Raw genomic sequence first — 14,592 nt, 5'->3', positions numbered from 1 at the left:
CGCTAGCGCTAGCAGCCCTTCGGGAGTCAGCCGGAACGCTTCTGGCGGTTACGCTCCGCGATGACCTCGGTCAGGTCGTCTACGCGGATGCCGCGCCTGGTGACGGGCCTGCCGTCGATGCGGCGGCCGATGTCCCCCACTCGCAGGCCGTACGGCTTGAGGGCGCTGGTGAGCTGTTCGGACTTCCAGCCCGTGTAGATCTCGGGCCGCAGCTCGATCAGCCGGGAGCACAGCAGTTCGTTCCAGGCGGCGTTCTCGCCTGCGGGCCAGATCTCGGCGAGGTCGGCCAGCAGGTCGAACACCGGCGCGTCCTGGCGGGCCTGAGTACCGGGTTCGGGCAGCGTGCCGGCCTGCACCCGGGCGGCGACGGCACGGGCGACGACCTTCTCGGCGTCGCGGGTGTCGAGGTAGAAGGACCGGCGGGCGGCCGCCTTGCCCAGTCCGGCGAGGATGCCCCAACCGGCGTCTGTGACCGGCTCGAAGACGGTGGCGCGGTAGCCCTGTTTGTAGGCCGAGGTGCCGAGGATCATGTCGTTGGCCACCTGGTCGGCCACGCTCATGCAGTAGCGGGTGTTGACGTTGCGGGTGATCCCGGTCGGCAGCGAGTCCTTGTCCGGGATCTGCGTGCCCAGCATGATGATCACTCCGAGAGCACGGCCCAGCTTGATGACCTTCTCGCAGATCTCCCCCGCTTCCTTGCCGTACTTCGGGTGCAGGAACAGCTCCTGAACCTCGTCGATGGCGACGATCAGCGGGTGCAGGCCGGAGCCCTTGAGCGAGGCCAGTTCGGGCGTGACCTTGTTCTCCGGCGCCTTGCCGAGGGCGTGGTAGTGGGCGATGCGCTTGGAGCGGCGCTCGCACTCCTTGTACAGCCAGCCGATCATGGCGGCGCAGCAGGCGATCGTCTCGTCGTCGAAGCCGTTGCCGTACTCGGTGCACACCGGCTCCAGCACCTTGAAGTCGCCGACTCCCTTCAGCTCGTAGACCCTGAGTTCGGCGCGCGGGTCGAGCGAGGCGGCCAGCACCGCGAGCCTGAGCCCGAACGTCTTGCCGGAGCCGGGCTGCCCGCCCACGAGCCAGTTGCGGAACATCAGCTCGGCCTGGACGGTCTCCATGCGTGGAGTGGTGGCGAACGGGAACGGCTTGAACACGTCCGCCGTCCCGTCCCGCAGCAGCGGCCAGGCCGGTTGCTTCATCTGGGACGCGGGCTCGTAGCCGACCCACAGGGCCAGGCGTCCGGGGTGGCCGACTGCGGGCTCGGGCCAGACCTGGTCGAGCGGGAGCCGCATCGCCGACGCCAGCCGGCCGCGCCGGGCGACCACTTCGGCGGCCTCCACGCCGTACGGCAGGTCCACGATCGCGAGGTGGCCGGGGCCGTCGCGGTGGATCTCCTGCGGGAAGCTGATGGCGTTCGGGTCCTTGGACACGGCCTGCGTGATGCCGGAGATGCCGCACGACAGCAGCGCGCGGCGTACCAGCTCGGCGGTGAGCTTGCGATAGCGCGGCGCCTCGCTCACCCGGTCCGTGATCGGCTTGTCGGTCGGCCTGCCCGCGCGGGCCAGCAGCGGCACGGCGACGGCCAGCGCGGCGAGCCGGCCCCAACCGGGCACGTCGGCCACGAGGAGAACCAGCAGGCCGAGCAGGGCCACGACGCTCAGCACCATCAGGATCGACCACCGCCAGCGAGACTGCCGTTGGCGCTGCTTGTCCAGCTTGAGCCACGTCTCGGCGTCGTTCCGGTCGGCGGCGTACTGGCGAAGGGCCCAGTTGCCCTCTTCTGCCGTCGCCCAGTGCAGCATCCGCCCGATGGCGGTGAACACGCCGGGAAGCGCGTACCAGAGCGTCTTGGCCAGGTACTTCGGCGAGCGCACGGCGTGATAGCCGAGCACGTAACCGGCGTCGCGTGTCTGCCAGGTGAGCATCGCGCGGACGGACTGCCAGGTCCGCAGCCACGCGGGGACGATCGGCGCGCGGCGCCGCGTGGTGAGCGACGCGTACGGCGCGGCGTCCTCGTCCGGCGGGTCGACCGGCGGGCCGGTGACGCGGTCTGCGACGGCGATCGTCTCGCGGTCGAAGAACGCGTCCTCCTGGTCGTCGTCCGGGGTGGTCTCGTCGGCCGGGCGGGCGCGGCGGCGGGAGTCGAGCGGGACGACCTCGGCCGTGCCGTCCCGGTCCGGACGGTCGGTGAACGCGAAGCCGTTCAGCTCACGTCCCGGCGCCGGACGGCTGTCGGGGTCGTGCGGGTCGTGGGTCATGATGAGTACACCTCGTGTGCCTTGACGGTCGCGGGGTTGCGGGGCGCGGCCACTGTTCTTGGCGGAGTGGGGGCCGCGCCCTGCGTGTCGGTCGGGGACGGTGCGCGGTCGGACCGCGGCTCGTCCGGTGGTGGGTCGGCGGTCGGACCGTGCGGTCCGTCCGCGTCGGTATCGGCGGTCGGTGTCTCGGCCCGCAAGCGGGCGAGCAGGGCTCCAGCGCGGTCGGTGGATATCGACTGGCCGGTCCGCCGGATGGCGTCGCGGAGCCGGTCGCGTGACAGCGTGATGCCGCGCGTCTGGTGGTCGGCGGCGATCTGCCGACCGAGCGGCATCAGGTCGTCCACGTCGGTGGGAGCAGTACGGCGGGGCCGTCCGCCCTTGCGTGTGGTCCTGGCGGTCGGCCTGCGCGCCGGGGCCGTCGGCAGGGTGGGGCGCGTGGTCGCGGGTGCGAGGCGTATGCCCTCGGGAACGAGTTCGCCGAGCCGGTAGAGAGCGCGCTCGCGGCGGGTGGCCTTGATCCGCCACAGCCTGCCGTACCGATCCTGAAGGTCGGTGCGGGCCAGGATGCGGTCACGCTCGCGCCTGAGCGCGTCCGGGTATGAGCGGATCTCCCACAGCACCATCCGCCGCCACAGGGCGAAGGTGGACGGGAGGGCCAGCAGCCAGCGCGAAAGCCGGATGGACTCCATGCGGTCGGGCTTGGCCAGGTCGGCGCGCTTGCGAACGGCGCACGCGCCGACCTCCACCGCCACGACCCACAGCAGCGGGAGCATGGCGTGGGCGACCATTCCGAACACGGTGTCCTCACCGGCCACGTTCAGATAGACGGTCGCACCGGTCAGGGACCACGGGACCAGCCGGAGCGGCCGGACCCGCATGCCGAGCCGGGCCAGGACGATGTCCAGCGCGGAGAAAACGGCGATGCCCAGGTCGATGCCGAGCGGCACCATCCAGGCCATCGTGCCGAACGACGGTCCGGCGGCCCTGGCGACGGTGGCGAAGCTGATGACGAACCCCAGCAGACCGAGGGCGGCCACGGCGGCGGTGGTGACCGAGACGGCGGTGTGTTCGCCCTCGGTCAGCGGGCGCGGTCCATAGGTCGTGGCGGTCATCGGCCCCACCGTCCCCAGCAGCGGGGGCAGCCGGGCCGGTCGCACCAGTTGGCCCGGTGGCCGGACCAGATGCGAAGCACCATGTCGGGTGATCCCGCGGTCTGGACCGTGGAACGCACTGCCTGGCGCAGGCGGTAGCGCTCCTGGCAGATGCGTACCAGCTCGCAGGCGAGGAACCCGGCGGCGAACACCATCAGGTGGAGCAGGACGGAGATCATGCAGCCCTCCTCAGCAGGGCGTGGAACTCGTGGTCGAGGTCGGCGGCGAACACCGTGCGGCGGCACCCGGCGCAGTAGAACTGCACGGGTCCGCCGTCGAGGCGCGTGGCGCAGCGCGGGCAGCGCTTCACGAGCCAGGGCGACACGGCGCGAGTGGTGTGGTGCATGGATCCCCCTTTCAGATGCCGGACTGTGAGCGGGTGAGGATGCGGCAGAGGCGGCAGCCGGCCAGGCAGCGGGCGCCGTGCGAGGCGCAGACTTCGACCTGGCGGCGGGTGCCGCAGCGGCGGCAGCGGTAGGCACTGCGCGAGCGGTTGCCGCAGTCGGTGCACTGGAAGCGAGTCATCAAGCGGCCACCTTCCGAGCGGCGCGAAGCTCGTCGATGGTCAGCCCCGCCCATACGCCCGCCTTCGGGCGGATGGCCAGCGCGTACGTCAGGCAGGCGGTCCGGGCCGGGCATCCGGCGCACACGGCCTTGGCCTGTGCCTCGCGCGCCTGCCGTACCTCCTCCGGCTCGTCGTCGAAGAGGTCGGGTCCGGTGAACAGCTCCGCGTCACCGGTCTCGCAGGCCGGGTCGGCGTTGAGCAGGTCGTCGCGGAGGTCGACCAGTTGCGCATCACTCAGGCGGGCGGCCGGCTCCTTCATCGCCGCACCCCCAGCAGGCCGGCGAGGGCCTCGGCGACGGCGAGCCGGTGACACGTGGAGCAGATCGGCGGGACCGGCGCCTCCTCGTTGGTCTCGATCTCCTCGGCACCGCCGCAGACGAGGCAGGTCCACTGCGTCTGCGAGACGTCGACGGGGACGAGGCCGAGGTCAGGCTGTGTGTTGCTGGACCCGTAGGTCATGATGAGGACACCTCTCGTAATGGGGTGCCGGGGTGCGGAACTGGTTTGGCGACTGTGAGCCGCGCCCCGGCTTGTTTTGTTTGGTTCAGCCGAGACCGTTGCTGAACGTGGTCAGGGCTTGGGCGATGGTCTGGATGCCGTCCACGGCGCTGTTGACCGCCATCGCGGCCTTGTGCGGCTGAGTGATCACGAAGAAGGCCGCGAGGATCATCAGCACCGTGGGCAGGAAGCGTCGAGGTCGGAGAGCAGGCATGGGTGGTAATCCCTTCTGGTGTGGCCGGGCCTGTCCCTCCTGGTGACGGGCCCTCTTCGCGAGAGCCTGTCCTGTACAGGTATAGAACAGGAATGGCGAGTCCGTCAAGGTCCTTTTCGGGGCCCGCCGTGTTCGTGGCACTAGAAAACCGCGCAGGTCAGGGGGTACGGCAGTGTTCAAAAGGCGGTGCAATTCGACAAAGGGGGGTGCACTGGCGCCAGGAGGGGGTGCAAACTGACGGCGACATAGTGATCACAGAGGGTCGCCGTTCCTCCGCGAGTCGGGAGAGGCATGAACGTCCGAGAGCCGAACCACCAGCTCGCGGCGGTGATGGCGAGAGCCGACTGTTCCAACAAGGGCCTCGCCCGCCGGGTACAGGACGTGGCCACGCATCACGGCACGGACCTGCGGTGTGATCACGTGTCGGTGAAACGCTGGCTGGACGGAATGCACCCCCGCGGTCTGACGCCGCACTTCATCGCCGAAGCCCTCAGCCGCAAGCTCGGCGAGCAGGTGAGCGTGCGGGAGATCGGCATGAGGTACGCCGAAGCCACGCCCTTCGTGGCCCGCAAACCGCGGCAGGCGGGCGGCCTCGCCGACGGCGTGACGATCCTGGTCTCGGGTGACCTGTCGGCCAATCCTCAGGTGGTCGAGAGCGAGGTGTCCTCGGACGCCTGGAACGACTCCATGGTCACGTGGCTGGTGAACCCCGTACCGATCCCCCGGCCTCTGGCTGAGCAACGGCTGATCACGGCGGCCAGCGTCGAGGCCGTACGGGAGACGACGGGGATGTTCGCCAAACTGGACTACCGGTTCGGCGGCGGGCACGCCCGCTCCACGGTGGTCCAGTACATCGCGATGGAGGTCGAGCCGCTGCTCAAGCACGTCACGCCGGACACGGCGCTGGGCAAGCAGTTCCTGTCCGAGACGGCGGCCATGCTCCGGCTCGCGGCCTGGATGGCGTACGACACCGGGCGGCACGGCCTGGCCCAGCGCTACATGACCAGGGCGCTGTTGCTGGCGCGCGAGGCGGGCAACCGAATGCTCGGCGGACGCATCCTGGCCGGCATGAGTCACCAGGCCAACTACCTCGGCCACTACGGCATGGCGGTCAACCTGGCACGCGCCGCGCGGATGGGCGCCGACGGCGCGGCCACGCCCACGGCCATGGCGCTGTTCAACGCGATGGAGGCACGGGCGCTGGCCTCCCAGGGCGACGAGGCCGGATGCTGCCGCGCCCTCGGGGGGGCCGAGCGCTGGTTCGAGCGGCGCAACTCAGAGGACGATCCGGTCTGGTTGACGTACTTCGACGAGGCGGAGCTGGCGGCCGAGTTCGCCCACTGCTTCCGCGACCTCGGGCATCACCATCGGGCGCGTGACCGGGTCCTGGAGAGCGTGACCCTGTCGGAGTCCCTGTACGTGCGCAGCCTGTCCTTCGTACGCACCATCCTCGCCACCAGCCACGTGGCCGGCGGCGACCTGGAACAGGGCATCGCCGTAGCGCGCGAAGTGGTCGCCACCGTGGCCGACCTGCGATCGACACGCACCCGGCGCTACGTCCAGGAGTTCATGAAGCAACTCGCGCGCTACGGCAACGACCCGCTGGTACGGGAGTTCCAGACCTTCGCCGAGACCCGGCTCGCACGCGCCCGTTCAGAGGCGGGCGCGGCAAGGTAGCCGCGCGAAGGCGGGCTCTGATCCTGTCGCGGATCTTGTGATTGGTCTCCGGGTGTTCGCTGGCTTCTACGGGGGGATTCCCTCATGACGATGGCGGTTTGAGTCGATAAAGTGGTGATCTTCGGCTGGCGTCGGCTGCCGGAGTTCCCCAAGGCGGACGCCCATGACAACCCCCGCGCAGACGCCAGCACAGCGTCACCTGGACGCCGCCCTGGCGGACCTGGCCACTACCTTTCGCGGGATGACCGCCCACCCTGACGAACACAACTGCTCATGCCACTGGGGCAGCGCCGAAGACCTGGCCCGCCTGAAGGTGCCGGACGTGGAACTGGATCCTGACCTGCTGCGACGCACCTGGGAGGCCAGCGACTGGGACGACCCCGCATCAGTTCTGCGCCGCATCCTGCCCCAGCTAGCATCCGCCCTGGTCAGCGGCCAGGTAGAGCCGCTTTTCGGCATGGAGGAAGTCGGCCGCTCGCTGGCTCGCGGCAATTGGCAGCAATGGCCGGCCGAGCAGGCCGCCGCAGTCAGGGCCTTCCTGCACGCCTGGTGGGCCCACAGCCTCATCACGCCCGACGCCGCCGTACCTGCTCACGAGGTGCTCGCGCTGTGCGCCGAGGCATCCGCCACCCTCGCCCCCTGGCTCGACATCTGGGAGACATCAACAGACCCCGTGGCCGACCAGCACCTCGCCAAAGCCGTAGCCCAGTGGGAGTACGACCTGCTCGGAGACCTGCTCCCCTGGGATACCCGGTATGACGAGGAAGACCTCCGCATCACGCTGACCGCCTGGCTGGTACGCCACGCTCCAGCGCGCCTACGCGCCTCAGGCGCACCGGAGCAACTACTGCACCGAGTAAGGCTGCTCAGCCTCACCGGCCCCGCCCGCTGGGAGGACCCGCACTGGCCCAGCCATCGCTACTGAGCTACGAACCCCGTTCAGAAGGGCCGCCAGCTGCGCGGCAGCACATCATGCCGCAGTGACGCCATGCGGTGGTCGAACTCGGCGCGGATGTCAGGGCTCAGGTCCACGTTCTGCATGAGCCACGTGGTCATCGTGATCTCGCGGATACGGCGCAGGGTGTGGAAGCCAGGCCACTCGGTGATGTCGAACCCGTACGCGTCCACAGCCTGTGCGTACTCCTCTGGCGAGACCCAGCGGAACCCTCTGAACGGAATCCCCACCCCAGTGCAGAGATCCCACTCGCGAGGCCCCCACGCGAACGCCTCGAAGTCCAGCATGATCACGTTCCCGCCCGTGGTGCGGAGCAGGTTGCCCTTGTGCCCGTCGCCGTGGATGTGGCCGGTGGGCAACGCGAAGTCGAGCGCGATGTACTCGGCGTAGAGGTCCTTGACCCGCTGGCGCAGGAACCCGAGGTCCTCGTCCGCGACCGTGAAGGCGCAGTCCAGGCGATCCTCAACGCGGGCCAGCGGATCGAACAGCGGCAGGACCAGGTCCACCGGCTTGGCCAGGCCGTGCAGCTCCTTGAGCATCACCGCCAGGTCCACGAACCCGGGAGCCGGCCCGTCGGTGTCCACGTGGCGCCAGAACGTCACCACCCTGCCGTCATGGACTGTCGCCTGCGGGCAGTCCGGCCAGAGCTGCACGCTGGGAAAGCCGGCCGCACTGAGCCAGTTCGCCACCGCGACCTCCCTACGGACATCGGGCAGCAGATCCACACTCCGAGCGATCCTCACGACGACCGGAGCCGACGCGAGGCGATACAGCGCGTTCTCTCCCAGCCGTATGAGACGCGCGCCTCGGCTGTCCAGGCCGACATTTTCGCAGGCCGCGACGAGCGCCCTGAATGCGTCGTACTGGGAGAAGCCTCGCCCGGTGTAGATCTCGGTCATGGATCAGCCCTCGCTGTTCGTATCGGGAGGTGGGGGACCGGTGGCCACATAGCGGCCCTTACTGGGAATGACGACGATCAGGCCCTCTCGCTGAAGCAGTTCCAGGGCCTTGCGTACCGTGATGCGCGCCGTGCCGAACCTCTCTGCGAGGACAGGTTCACCAGGCAGACGCACCTCTGGGGGGAACTCGCCGGCTTTGATGGCGAGACGAAGTTGGTTGGCCACGTCCTCGTAGCGCGTAGCAGGCTTCGCGTCCGCGGCCTGGCCTTGAACGCGACGCCCTCGGCCCATGTGGCTGACGACCAGGCCCTCGCGTTCCAGTTCCGCGAGGGCCTGGCGCACCGTCCCGCGGGCCACGCCGTACGCCTCCATCAGCGCCGTCTCCGACGGGATCATCCCGCCCGGCGGGTACTCCCCCGTCGTGATCCGCCGACGGAGGTCGCCGGCCAGGACGGCATAGGTGGGCTGAGCTTTGCCTTGAGTCATGAGGCTCCCTTGCCGAGCAACAACGGACTCAAGGCTAAGGCGAGCGGGTGTCGGCGGGGATGAGCGCGCGGGCCGTCGCCTGACCTGGGCTCTGGGACGCGCGGGCGGGCGGCTTCGCCGCTCCCGGGGTCGGGTCGTCAACGTGCCTCACCTGTGAGGATCAGCATCCACATGCGATCCGCTGGGCGGCGAAGCCACGGGCCGGCGTAGGCCACCCTGGGAGGCACGGTCTGGTGCGTGCGACGGATCACGTAGGTGCCACCGGAGGCGAGCAGCTCGTACACGATCACCCGGCATGAGCACGTGTAATCCACGACTCGGGCACGAGCCGGCGACTCGGCTGCCCAGTCAAGACAGGTCACGCGACCACCAGTGCGAGCCGGCGGGTGGGGCGCGAGCTGCGGGCATGGCCAAGCGTCCAGCTCCACATCGAGAACCTCGGTCATAGCGGCAACCCTCCCCATCGCGTTATGGCAACGTTTCTCCACGTCAACGCTTATGAGCATATGCCTACAAGGCTATATGAGGTAGTGGGGTTGTGATGATTAACAGCTGTGATCGACTTCAGCTCCGATCGGCCCGTGCACCGGCAGCTCGCCGACATCATCCGCGCGGAGATCGTCGCCGGCAGGCTGAAGCCTGGTCAGGCGCTCCCCTCCGAGACCCGGCTCATGCAGGAGTACGAGCTTGGCCGCGTCGCCGTGCGGCAGGCGCTGGGGGTTCTACGGGGCGAGGGACTGGTCGTCACCGTGAAGCGTGAAGGCTCCTACGTCCGACCACAGGTGCCCGTTGAACGAGTTTCCGTCGAAGGGGCCGCGGAGGTCAGCGCTCGCATGCCGTCTCCCGACGAGCGGAAGGAGCTGGACATCCCCGAGGGGGTGCCGGTGTTCGTGCTCAAGCAGCCCCGCAAGCGCAACCGCATTCTGCCCGCTGACCGGACGGTCCTGGTCTGGGACGTAGACGGCGAATAGGCGTCAGCAACAGTAGAGCCGGCGACCGGACAACAGGCTGAGCATCTCCGAAGACCCCGGCGCCGAGCACCGCGTGCGCGGGGGGCACGTTCGTGTAGGTGCTGACACTTCCGTGCTTGAGGGACCATCCCCGCGTTAGATCGAGATCTATGGCTTCCCCTTAGTAGCCGTCCCTGTTCGGGAGAAGATCAATCATGCTTCGTCGAGTCCTCGCCATCCTGGCACGCCCCAACTCCAGCCCACGCGATCTAGCCGAGGAGGATGCGTGCGCTTACGGAGCGCTGCTCCTTAGCGAGGCGCGGGAGGAACTGAACAGGGCGGACGCCAAAGCTCAAGTGCTACTAGGAATTGTCGGCCTCGGGCTGGGTGCCACCGCTGGCGGACTATTCGCTGGTAGTTGGTCACCATTCTCCCTGTCGAACGGCATCGAGTGGCTGTGGTGGATCGGCTCCGGGGCAGCCCTTCTAGCACTCGTATGCTTAGCAGCTGCCGTCTACCCACGCACCACTAGATGGGGCACCCTACGTCCTGACATGGTCAGCTACTGGGCGGATGTCCTGCCATACACCACGACCGAACAGGTCGCTGAGGCACTCTTGCGCTCCCGAACTTTCGATCTCGGGCGAGTGTCTGATCAGTTGCGACAGGTGGCAGGCATCGTCCGACGCAAGTACCGCCTCGTCCGCTGGGGCTTTTGGCTGTTGTTGCTGGCGCTCATTGCAACTCTCGCCTCTGTCTCACTGAACACCGTCATCCCGATGACCTGACACTCCACCAACGAGGTGCGATTCGGACATAGAAGCACAAAGACTCTTTTGGCCCCTACGGGAGTTGTCAAAAGGCGGCGAGCAACGTATGGATGAGTTCATGGATGAACCGTCCGGGATCTTTAGCCACGCTTCATCCGACGACCCGCAGGTCGCAGGTCGCAGGTCGCAGGTCGCAACTGGAGAACGAGTTCACGGCGAAGGGAAGCGCAATGCATCCAGCATCTAGAGAGACCTCCAGCCGGCGGCTTCCGCCTTATCGCGGGTTGATTGCGGTCGATTGCGTTCAATTTAGCAAGCACCAAAGTGTCTATCTTCCCGACCTAAGCGCCGCAATACCGGAAGCGCTCCAAACGGCATTAACCCGTTGTGGGATACCGCAAGTATGGGAGAAGCGACGGTTCCCACAGGCTACAGGGGACGGATACATCTTCGGCACCAAGACAAGATACGTCCCTGCTCTCATCGACCGAGTTGTACCGGGCTTACAAGATGTGCTGTATGAGCTCGCGCCCGGTCTGCGCGCCAAAGAGCGGTCTCTCGATCTACGCCTGCGGGTCAGCATACATATCGGGCCTATACATGACGAAGGTGACGAGCTCCGGGATCGGATCAGCGAACCAACGATATACGCATGCAGATTACTAGACTCCGCCCCTCTAAAAGAAGCGCTGAGGCAGAGCCAACCAGACGTGACTCTAGTCGGTTCGATAATCTCTCAACGCGTTTTTGAAGATGTAGTGCAGGCTGGATATATACAGCTACACGAGACAGAGTTTGAACCAGTTACCGCAGCGATTCCAGACAAAGGATTTAGTCAGTCTGCGTGGCTATACATACCGCGGCGCTCACGCCGGGGTCTGGAATCACACGCGGCCACCACAGAGCCGAGTGCAGCCAAGTCATCGGTACCATCCCCAAGCGCTACGGCCATCTTCCATGGCCCCGTCGGGGGGAACATCACTGCAAGCGAAATTCACGACGGAGTTCATATAGACCTCCCGGAGGGATTTTTTGAATCTCGTCGAAAGAAGGAGCAGGAGTAGTGACGGACACAGAATCTTCGCCCCAAGCCCACTCGGCGCAAGAGATCGAACCCACACCTGATCCGGATCTATCCGAGGCCAAGGAAGAGGTTGATGACGAAGCATCTGAAGATAAACCTGACGAGGCGCAGGCAGAACCACAAGAACCTTTACTCCTTCAAAATAGTTTTCAGGAGGCCGTGGGCGCCGCTTTCGTTGGCGCTCGCATCGGACACGTCAACTTAGGCGAAGCTCGAAAAAATGTTGCGACCAGAGTACTCCACCCAGACGTCCTACAAGAAATGAGCGACACATACGTACGTAATGATCGGAATGGAGATGACAAGGCGAGCGAGATAGAAAGAGTCCTGCGTCAGAAAAGATTCGTCGTCATCACTGGAGACGAAGGAACCGGTCGCTTCATAACCTCAGTAAACGCAATACTTGCCACTCAACTACACCCCGTACAGATACTTCTGGATCCTGACGAAATCGAACGCTCCCTCATCGCGAAGAACGGACAGGGCCATCTCATAGATCTTGGTGAGCTCGAAGAAGAAACTGTCAGGAGACTATCCAAGGTCCTCCGCGACTACGTTGCCCGCATTCGGTCTGCCACATCCGGCCTCGTCATCATTGCAACCTCTAAAGAATGCCGCCTGCTTGATCCAGATGACGACTCGGTGGTGTCGATCGTTGGTCCACGCGCAGAGTCCGTGTTTCGTTCGCATCTAGCGTGCGCAACTTCTAGGTGGTACGCGGATCAGTATGCCGCCTACCCCAAATTTAAAGATGCTCTGCAGGGCGCCACCCCTCGTGAAGCTACACGTCTCGCTAGCCTGGCGAGGAAGCGAGCCGACGAAAAGGACTGCACTTCCGAAGAGACGATCGAAGAAGTCTTAGCTGAATTTTTGGAGCGAGCCAACGCAGGCGTAAGAGATTTGTTTGGCAGCACAAGCACCGACCAGTCCGAATATGATCGCGCGCTTGTACTCGCCGCATCTGCCCTGGAGGGTGCGCAACCGGATGCAGTATTCTCCGCGACAGAGCAACTCGTAGAGTTACTAGAGCTAAAAAAATATCCCGGGCGTGGCAGCTTTGGACCAGGTGCATCCAGGCTGTTGGCTTCCATAGACGCAGAACTAGTCGACGGAGTAGTTCGTTTTCGCCGAACAGACTACGCCTTGCCCGTTCTTGATTATGTTTGGGGGGATCAAGTCTACTTACGCAAGCATCTAGACCCCTGGATCATTTCTCTCGGCGATAAAAATGGGAGCGACCACATAGTCTCAGCGCTACTGCATCTTGCGGACTCTCATAATGCGCCCAATCTGATAGTCGATGCGGTTACGAGCTGGGCGGGCAGGTATACAAGTCGAGCACGTGCAGTACAGTTGCTGGATAACGCGGCACTTAGCACTGAGATAGGACGGAGCATCCGACAGTCTCTATATCAATGGTCGGTCTTGTCATTAACTCCGGAAGACATTCAGGTCACCGTGGCAGAAGTTTGCGGAGGAAATCTCGGAAACTTCTTTCCCGGGGTAGCGTTAACGCGTCTTCGGCACCTTGCAGACCGTGATTCACTTCGCGTCAAAGGTACCGTGTGTGCAGCACTTGCCGCACTCGGCAAAGACGACAGCCTTAGAGAAATAATCCTCAAAGAAGTTGTAGATTGGACCAATAGCACGTCGGAACGCCAGACCACTGGTGCTCTTGCATTCGCAACTTTGGCCAAGGAACACATAGAGGAACGATTTGCTTTTATTCCTCTCCCTCCTGCAGATCAAGACCTAATCGATATCCTCGCTCAGGGGTGGCGCGCAACTCTCCGAAACTCTCAAACCACAGCTGGCGCTTCCACACTTGCCATGGCATGGATGGAAGCCAGCGTCCAGATGCAAGCATCTAGTGAAGTCATCACTGAAATCTTCGCTACAGCATGTAGGAGCAGCTACGATATCGGAATAATCATCCCGCTCGCTAGGCGTTGGGCACACAGTTCTCATGAGCCGTCAGTGCTGCCACGCGAGGCACTCTACGAGGAACTGCTAGCTAGAATCGAGGGTTTGCGGCCCGACCTTTGGAACCGATCATGTCGCAACACGTATGAAGAGATGTAGGAGACGTCGGTGGGCGTATTGGCTTGGATCCGCAATCTGCTCGCCTCTAGGTATGAGCAAGCGCCTATCGAGCAGCATCATCAGAGCAGCTTTTCAGTGCGCCCTCTTCCGAGCTCCTTGCCAGAGGCATACTTTGAGGCATCACTTCAACTTACGTGGACGATAACGGGCGAGGGCAGCCCACCAAATATGGAGGAGACCTATCGAGCGCATAGTCAACTTCGCGAAATATTGGAACGCGTCACACCTAAATTCTCCGTTCTGTCAGAAGGAGAAGCGCAGAGCGAAGCCGAAATCGCGGTTTACAGGCAAGCTCGCAGAATCGATCGCCGCCTAACGTCCGTTCAAATAAGGCTGTGGGCGAACGATAACATAAAAACCTATGCCGAGGATTTCGAGAAAGAGCTACGCCAGAGCGCTCTGACGGAAGCAACTTATGCGATGAAGGCGCGTCAATCTCGCTATGTACGCGATCACCTACTCGCCGATGCCCAGGTCGCTAGGCTCTGGTGGCTCGACGGGAAGGCCGAAAAACTGCCGGAACTTCTCAAGATGGGCAATAATTTCGAGCAGGTTGTTGGACTAGTTCAGGATGGTATGGGATCGACTACCACTCCAGAAGAAGCACTGGCAGTCGAGCGTGTTGCGGAGATCATCAAAGATTTCCTCGCGCCATTAGGAGCTCAGCATCGCGAGATTCTCCTTAGCCAACTTAGTTCTATTTTTGGTAGCTATGAACGGGAAGACCTCGTCAGAGACATACAGGGCTTGAACGGCAGCTCTGCAGGAGATGGTTGAACATGCCCGGTGCTCGCTCTCCTCATATAGCAGCGCTGCAACAATCACCGACAGCGACGTCACCGTAGCCGGCCGGGCGAAGATGCTGATAGTAGGGAATATGGGGCTCTTCGATCTTGAGGGGGAAGGACGTCGGCGTGGCCTGACGTGCGAGAGCTCGTGACCCCATGACACTGGCTGTTGATCTAAGACAGTCTGTGACGGGGGC

Annotated in this window: 16 protein-coding genes; 6 read left to right on the top strand and 10 right to left on the bottom strand. The window is 64.6% G+C overall.

The features are described 5' to 3' along the window. Positions 1–26: 26 nt before the first annotated feature. The 8 genes from IEY82_RS11230 to IEY82_RS11195 all read right to left on the bottom strand — a co-directional run bounded on the left by IEY82_RS11230 (position 27) and on the right by IEY82_RS11195 (position 4,683). Positions 27–2,255: a cell division protein FtsK gene (locus tag IEY82_RS11230; RefSeq protein WP_225263088.1), complete on the bottom strand. Its 2,229-nt coding sequence runs from the start codon at positions 2,253–2,255 to the stop codon at positions 27–29. Next, positions 2,252–3,367 (bottom strand): DUF2637 domain-containing protein, encoded by a 1,116-nt coding sequence (locus IEY82_RS11225; RefSeq protein ID WP_189124008.1) that lies wholly within the window; start codon positions 3,365–3,367, stop codon positions 2,252–2,254. Before IEY82_RS11225 ends, IEY82_RS11230 begins: the two co-directional genes overlap by 4 nt. Continuing rightward, a complete protein-coding gene (locus IEY82_RS11220; RefSeq protein WP_189124007.1) occupies positions 3,364–3,585 on the bottom strand; it encodes a hypothetical protein in 222 nt (73 codons plus the stop codon). The genes IEY82_RS11225 and IEY82_RS11220 overlap by 4 nt, the downstream gene beginning before the upstream one ends. Next, a complete protein-coding gene (locus IEY82_RS11215) occupies positions 3,582–3,752 on the bottom strand; it encodes a hypothetical protein (RefSeq protein ID WP_189124006.1) in 171 nt (56 codons plus the stop codon). Before IEY82_RS11215 ends, IEY82_RS11220 begins: the two co-directional genes overlap by 4 nt. Before the next feature lie 11 nt (positions 3,753–3,763). Then, on the bottom strand, positions 3,764–3,931 hold the full coding sequence (locus IEY82_RS11210) for a hypothetical protein (protein ID WP_189124005.1): 168 nt from the start codon (positions 3,929–3,931) through the stop codon (positions 3,764–3,766). Beyond that, positions 3,931–4,230, bottom strand: coding sequence for a WhiB family transcriptional regulator (locus IEY82_RS11205; RefSeq protein ID WP_189124004.1), 300 nt, complete (start codon positions 4,228–4,230; stop codon positions 3,931–3,933). Before IEY82_RS11205 ends, IEY82_RS11210 begins: the two co-directional genes overlap by 1 nt. Further along, complete coding sequence (locus tag IEY82_RS11200) at positions 4,227–4,430, bottom strand: hypothetical protein (RefSeq protein ID WP_189124003.1); 204 nt, start codon at positions 4,428–4,430, stop codon at positions 4,227–4,229. Before IEY82_RS11200 ends, IEY82_RS11205 begins: the two co-directional genes overlap by 4 nt. An 85-nt stretch (positions 4,431–4,515) precedes the next feature. Beyond that, the gene (locus IEY82_RS11195; protein ID WP_189124002.1) at positions 4,516–4,683 is read right to left on the bottom strand and encodes a hypothetical protein; all 168 of its coding nucleotides are present in this window, start codon (positions 4,681–4,683) and stop codon (positions 4,516–4,518) included. Between the two features lie 291 nt (positions 4,684–4,974). On the opposite strand from IEY82_RS11195, the gene IEY82_RS11190 reads away from it, so the two are divergent. Both IEY82_RS11190 and IEY82_RS11185 read left to right on the top strand, forming a co-directional pair. Next, a complete protein-coding gene (locus tag IEY82_RS11190; protein ID WP_189124001.1) occupies positions 4,975–6,360 on the top strand; it encodes an NsdA family TPR-like regulatory protein in 1,386 nt (461 codons plus the stop codon). 241 nt (positions 6,361–6,601) lie between these two features. Further along, positions 6,602–7,285, top strand: a complete 684-nt coding sequence (locus tag IEY82_RS11185; RefSeq protein ID WP_225263090.1) for a hypothetical protein — start codon at positions 6,602–6,604, stop codon at positions 7,283–7,285. A 14-nt stretch (positions 7,286–7,299) separates the two neighbouring features. Here the strand turns inward: IEY82_RS11185 and IEY82_RS11180 are convergent, their stop codons facing one another. Further along, a complete protein-coding gene (locus tag IEY82_RS11180; RefSeq protein WP_189123999.1) occupies positions 7,300–8,214 on the bottom strand; it encodes a phosphotransferase enzyme family protein in 915 nt (304 codons plus the stop codon). A gap of 3 nt (positions 8,215–8,217) precedes the next feature. After that, complete coding sequence (locus tag IEY82_RS11175; protein ID WP_189123998.1) at positions 8,218–8,700, bottom strand: GntR family transcriptional regulator; 483 nt, start codon at positions 8,698–8,700, stop codon at positions 8,218–8,220. Positions 8,701–9,254: 554 nt separating this feature from the next. On the opposite strand from IEY82_RS11175, the gene IEY82_RS11170 reads away from it, so the two are divergent. The 4 genes from IEY82_RS11170 (at position 9,255) to IEY82_RS11155 (ending at position 14,384) form a co-directional block, all read left to right on the top strand. Continuing rightward, a complete protein-coding gene (locus IEY82_RS11170) occupies positions 9,255–9,671 on the top strand; it encodes a GntR family transcriptional regulator (protein WP_189123997.1) in 417 nt (138 codons plus the stop codon). Between the two features lie 194 nt (positions 9,672–9,865). Further along, positions 9,866–10,438, top strand: a complete 573-nt coding sequence (locus tag IEY82_RS39025) for a Pycsar system effector family protein (protein ID WP_225263092.1) — start codon at positions 9,866–9,868, stop codon at positions 10,436–10,438. 1,045 nt (positions 10,439–11,483) lie between these two features. Beyond that, positions 11,484–13,586, top strand: a complete 2,103-nt coding sequence (locus tag IEY82_RS11160) for a hypothetical protein (RefSeq protein ID WP_189123995.1) — start codon at positions 11,484–11,486, stop codon at positions 13,584–13,586. Positions 13,587–13,775: 189 nt separating this feature from the next. Next, the gene (locus tag IEY82_RS11155) at positions 13,776–14,384 is read left to right on the top strand and encodes a hypothetical protein (protein WP_189123994.1); all 609 of its coding nucleotides are present in this window, start codon (positions 13,776–13,778) and stop codon (positions 14,382–14,384) included. Positions 14,385–14,592: the final 208 nt, after the last annotated feature.

The organism is Nonomuraea cavernae (genome assembly GCF_014646355.1).
Taxonomy (GTDB): Bacteria; Actinomycetota; Actinomycetes; order Streptosporangiales; family Streptosporangiaceae; genus Nonomuraea; species Nonomuraea cavernae.
This window is presented reverse-complemented; position numbering and strand designations above follow the sequence as displayed.

Bases quoted from the DNA above. Each gene is read 5' to 3' on its own strand.
- IEY82_RS11230 (WP_225263088.1), bottom strand. From the start codon at position 2,255: ATGACCCACGACCCGCACGACCCCGACAGCCGTCCGGCGCCGGGACGT.
- IEY82_RS11225 (WP_189124008.1), bottom strand. From the start codon at position 3,367: ATGACCGCCACGACCTATGGACCGCGCCCGCTGACCGAGGGCGAACAC.
- IEY82_RS11220 (WP_189124007.1), bottom strand. From the start codon at position 3,585: ATGATCTCCGTCCTGCTCCACCTGATGGTGTTCGCCGCCGGGTTCCTC.
- IEY82_RS11215 (WP_189124006.1), bottom strand. From the start codon at position 3,752: ATGCACCACACCACTCGCGCCGTGTCGCCCTGGCTCGTGAAGCGCTGC.
- IEY82_RS11210 (WP_189124005.1), bottom strand. From the start codon at position 3,931: ATGACTCGCTTCCAGTGCACCGACTGCGGCAACCGCTCGCGCAGTGCC.
- IEY82_RS11205 (WP_189124004.1), bottom strand. From the start codon at position 4,230: ATGAAGGAGCCGGCCGCCCGCCTGAGTGATGCGCAACTGGTCGACCTC.
- IEY82_RS11200 (WP_189124003.1), bottom strand. From the start codon at position 4,430: ATGACCTACGGGTCCAGCAACACACAGCCTGACCTCGGCCTCGTCCCC.
- IEY82_RS11195 (WP_189124002.1), bottom strand. From the start codon at position 4,683: ATGCCTGCTCTCCGACCTCGACGCTTCCTGCCCACGGTGCTGATGATC.
- IEY82_RS11190 (WP_189124001.1), top strand. From the start codon at position 4,975: ATGAACGTCCGAGAGCCGAACCACCAGCTCGCGGCGGTGATGGCGAGA.
- IEY82_RS11185 (WP_225263090.1), top strand. From the start codon at position 6,602: ATGACCGCCCACCCTGACGAACACAACTGCTCATGCCACTGGGGCAGC.
- IEY82_RS11180 (WP_189123999.1), bottom strand. From the start codon at position 8,214: ATGACCGAGATCTACACCGGGCGAGGCTTCTCCCAGTACGACGCATTC.
- IEY82_RS11175 (WP_189123998.1), bottom strand. From the start codon at position 8,700: ATGACTCAAGGCAAAGCTCAGCCCACCTATGCCGTCCTGGCCGGCGAC.
- IEY82_RS39025 (WP_225263092.1), top strand. From the start codon at position 9,866: ATGCTTCGTCGAGTCCTCGCCATCCTGGCACGCCCCAACTCCAGCCCA.
- IEY82_RS11155 (WP_189123994.1), top strand. From the start codon at position 13,776: ATGGAGGAGACCTATCGAGCGCATAGTCAACTTCGCGAAATATTGGAA.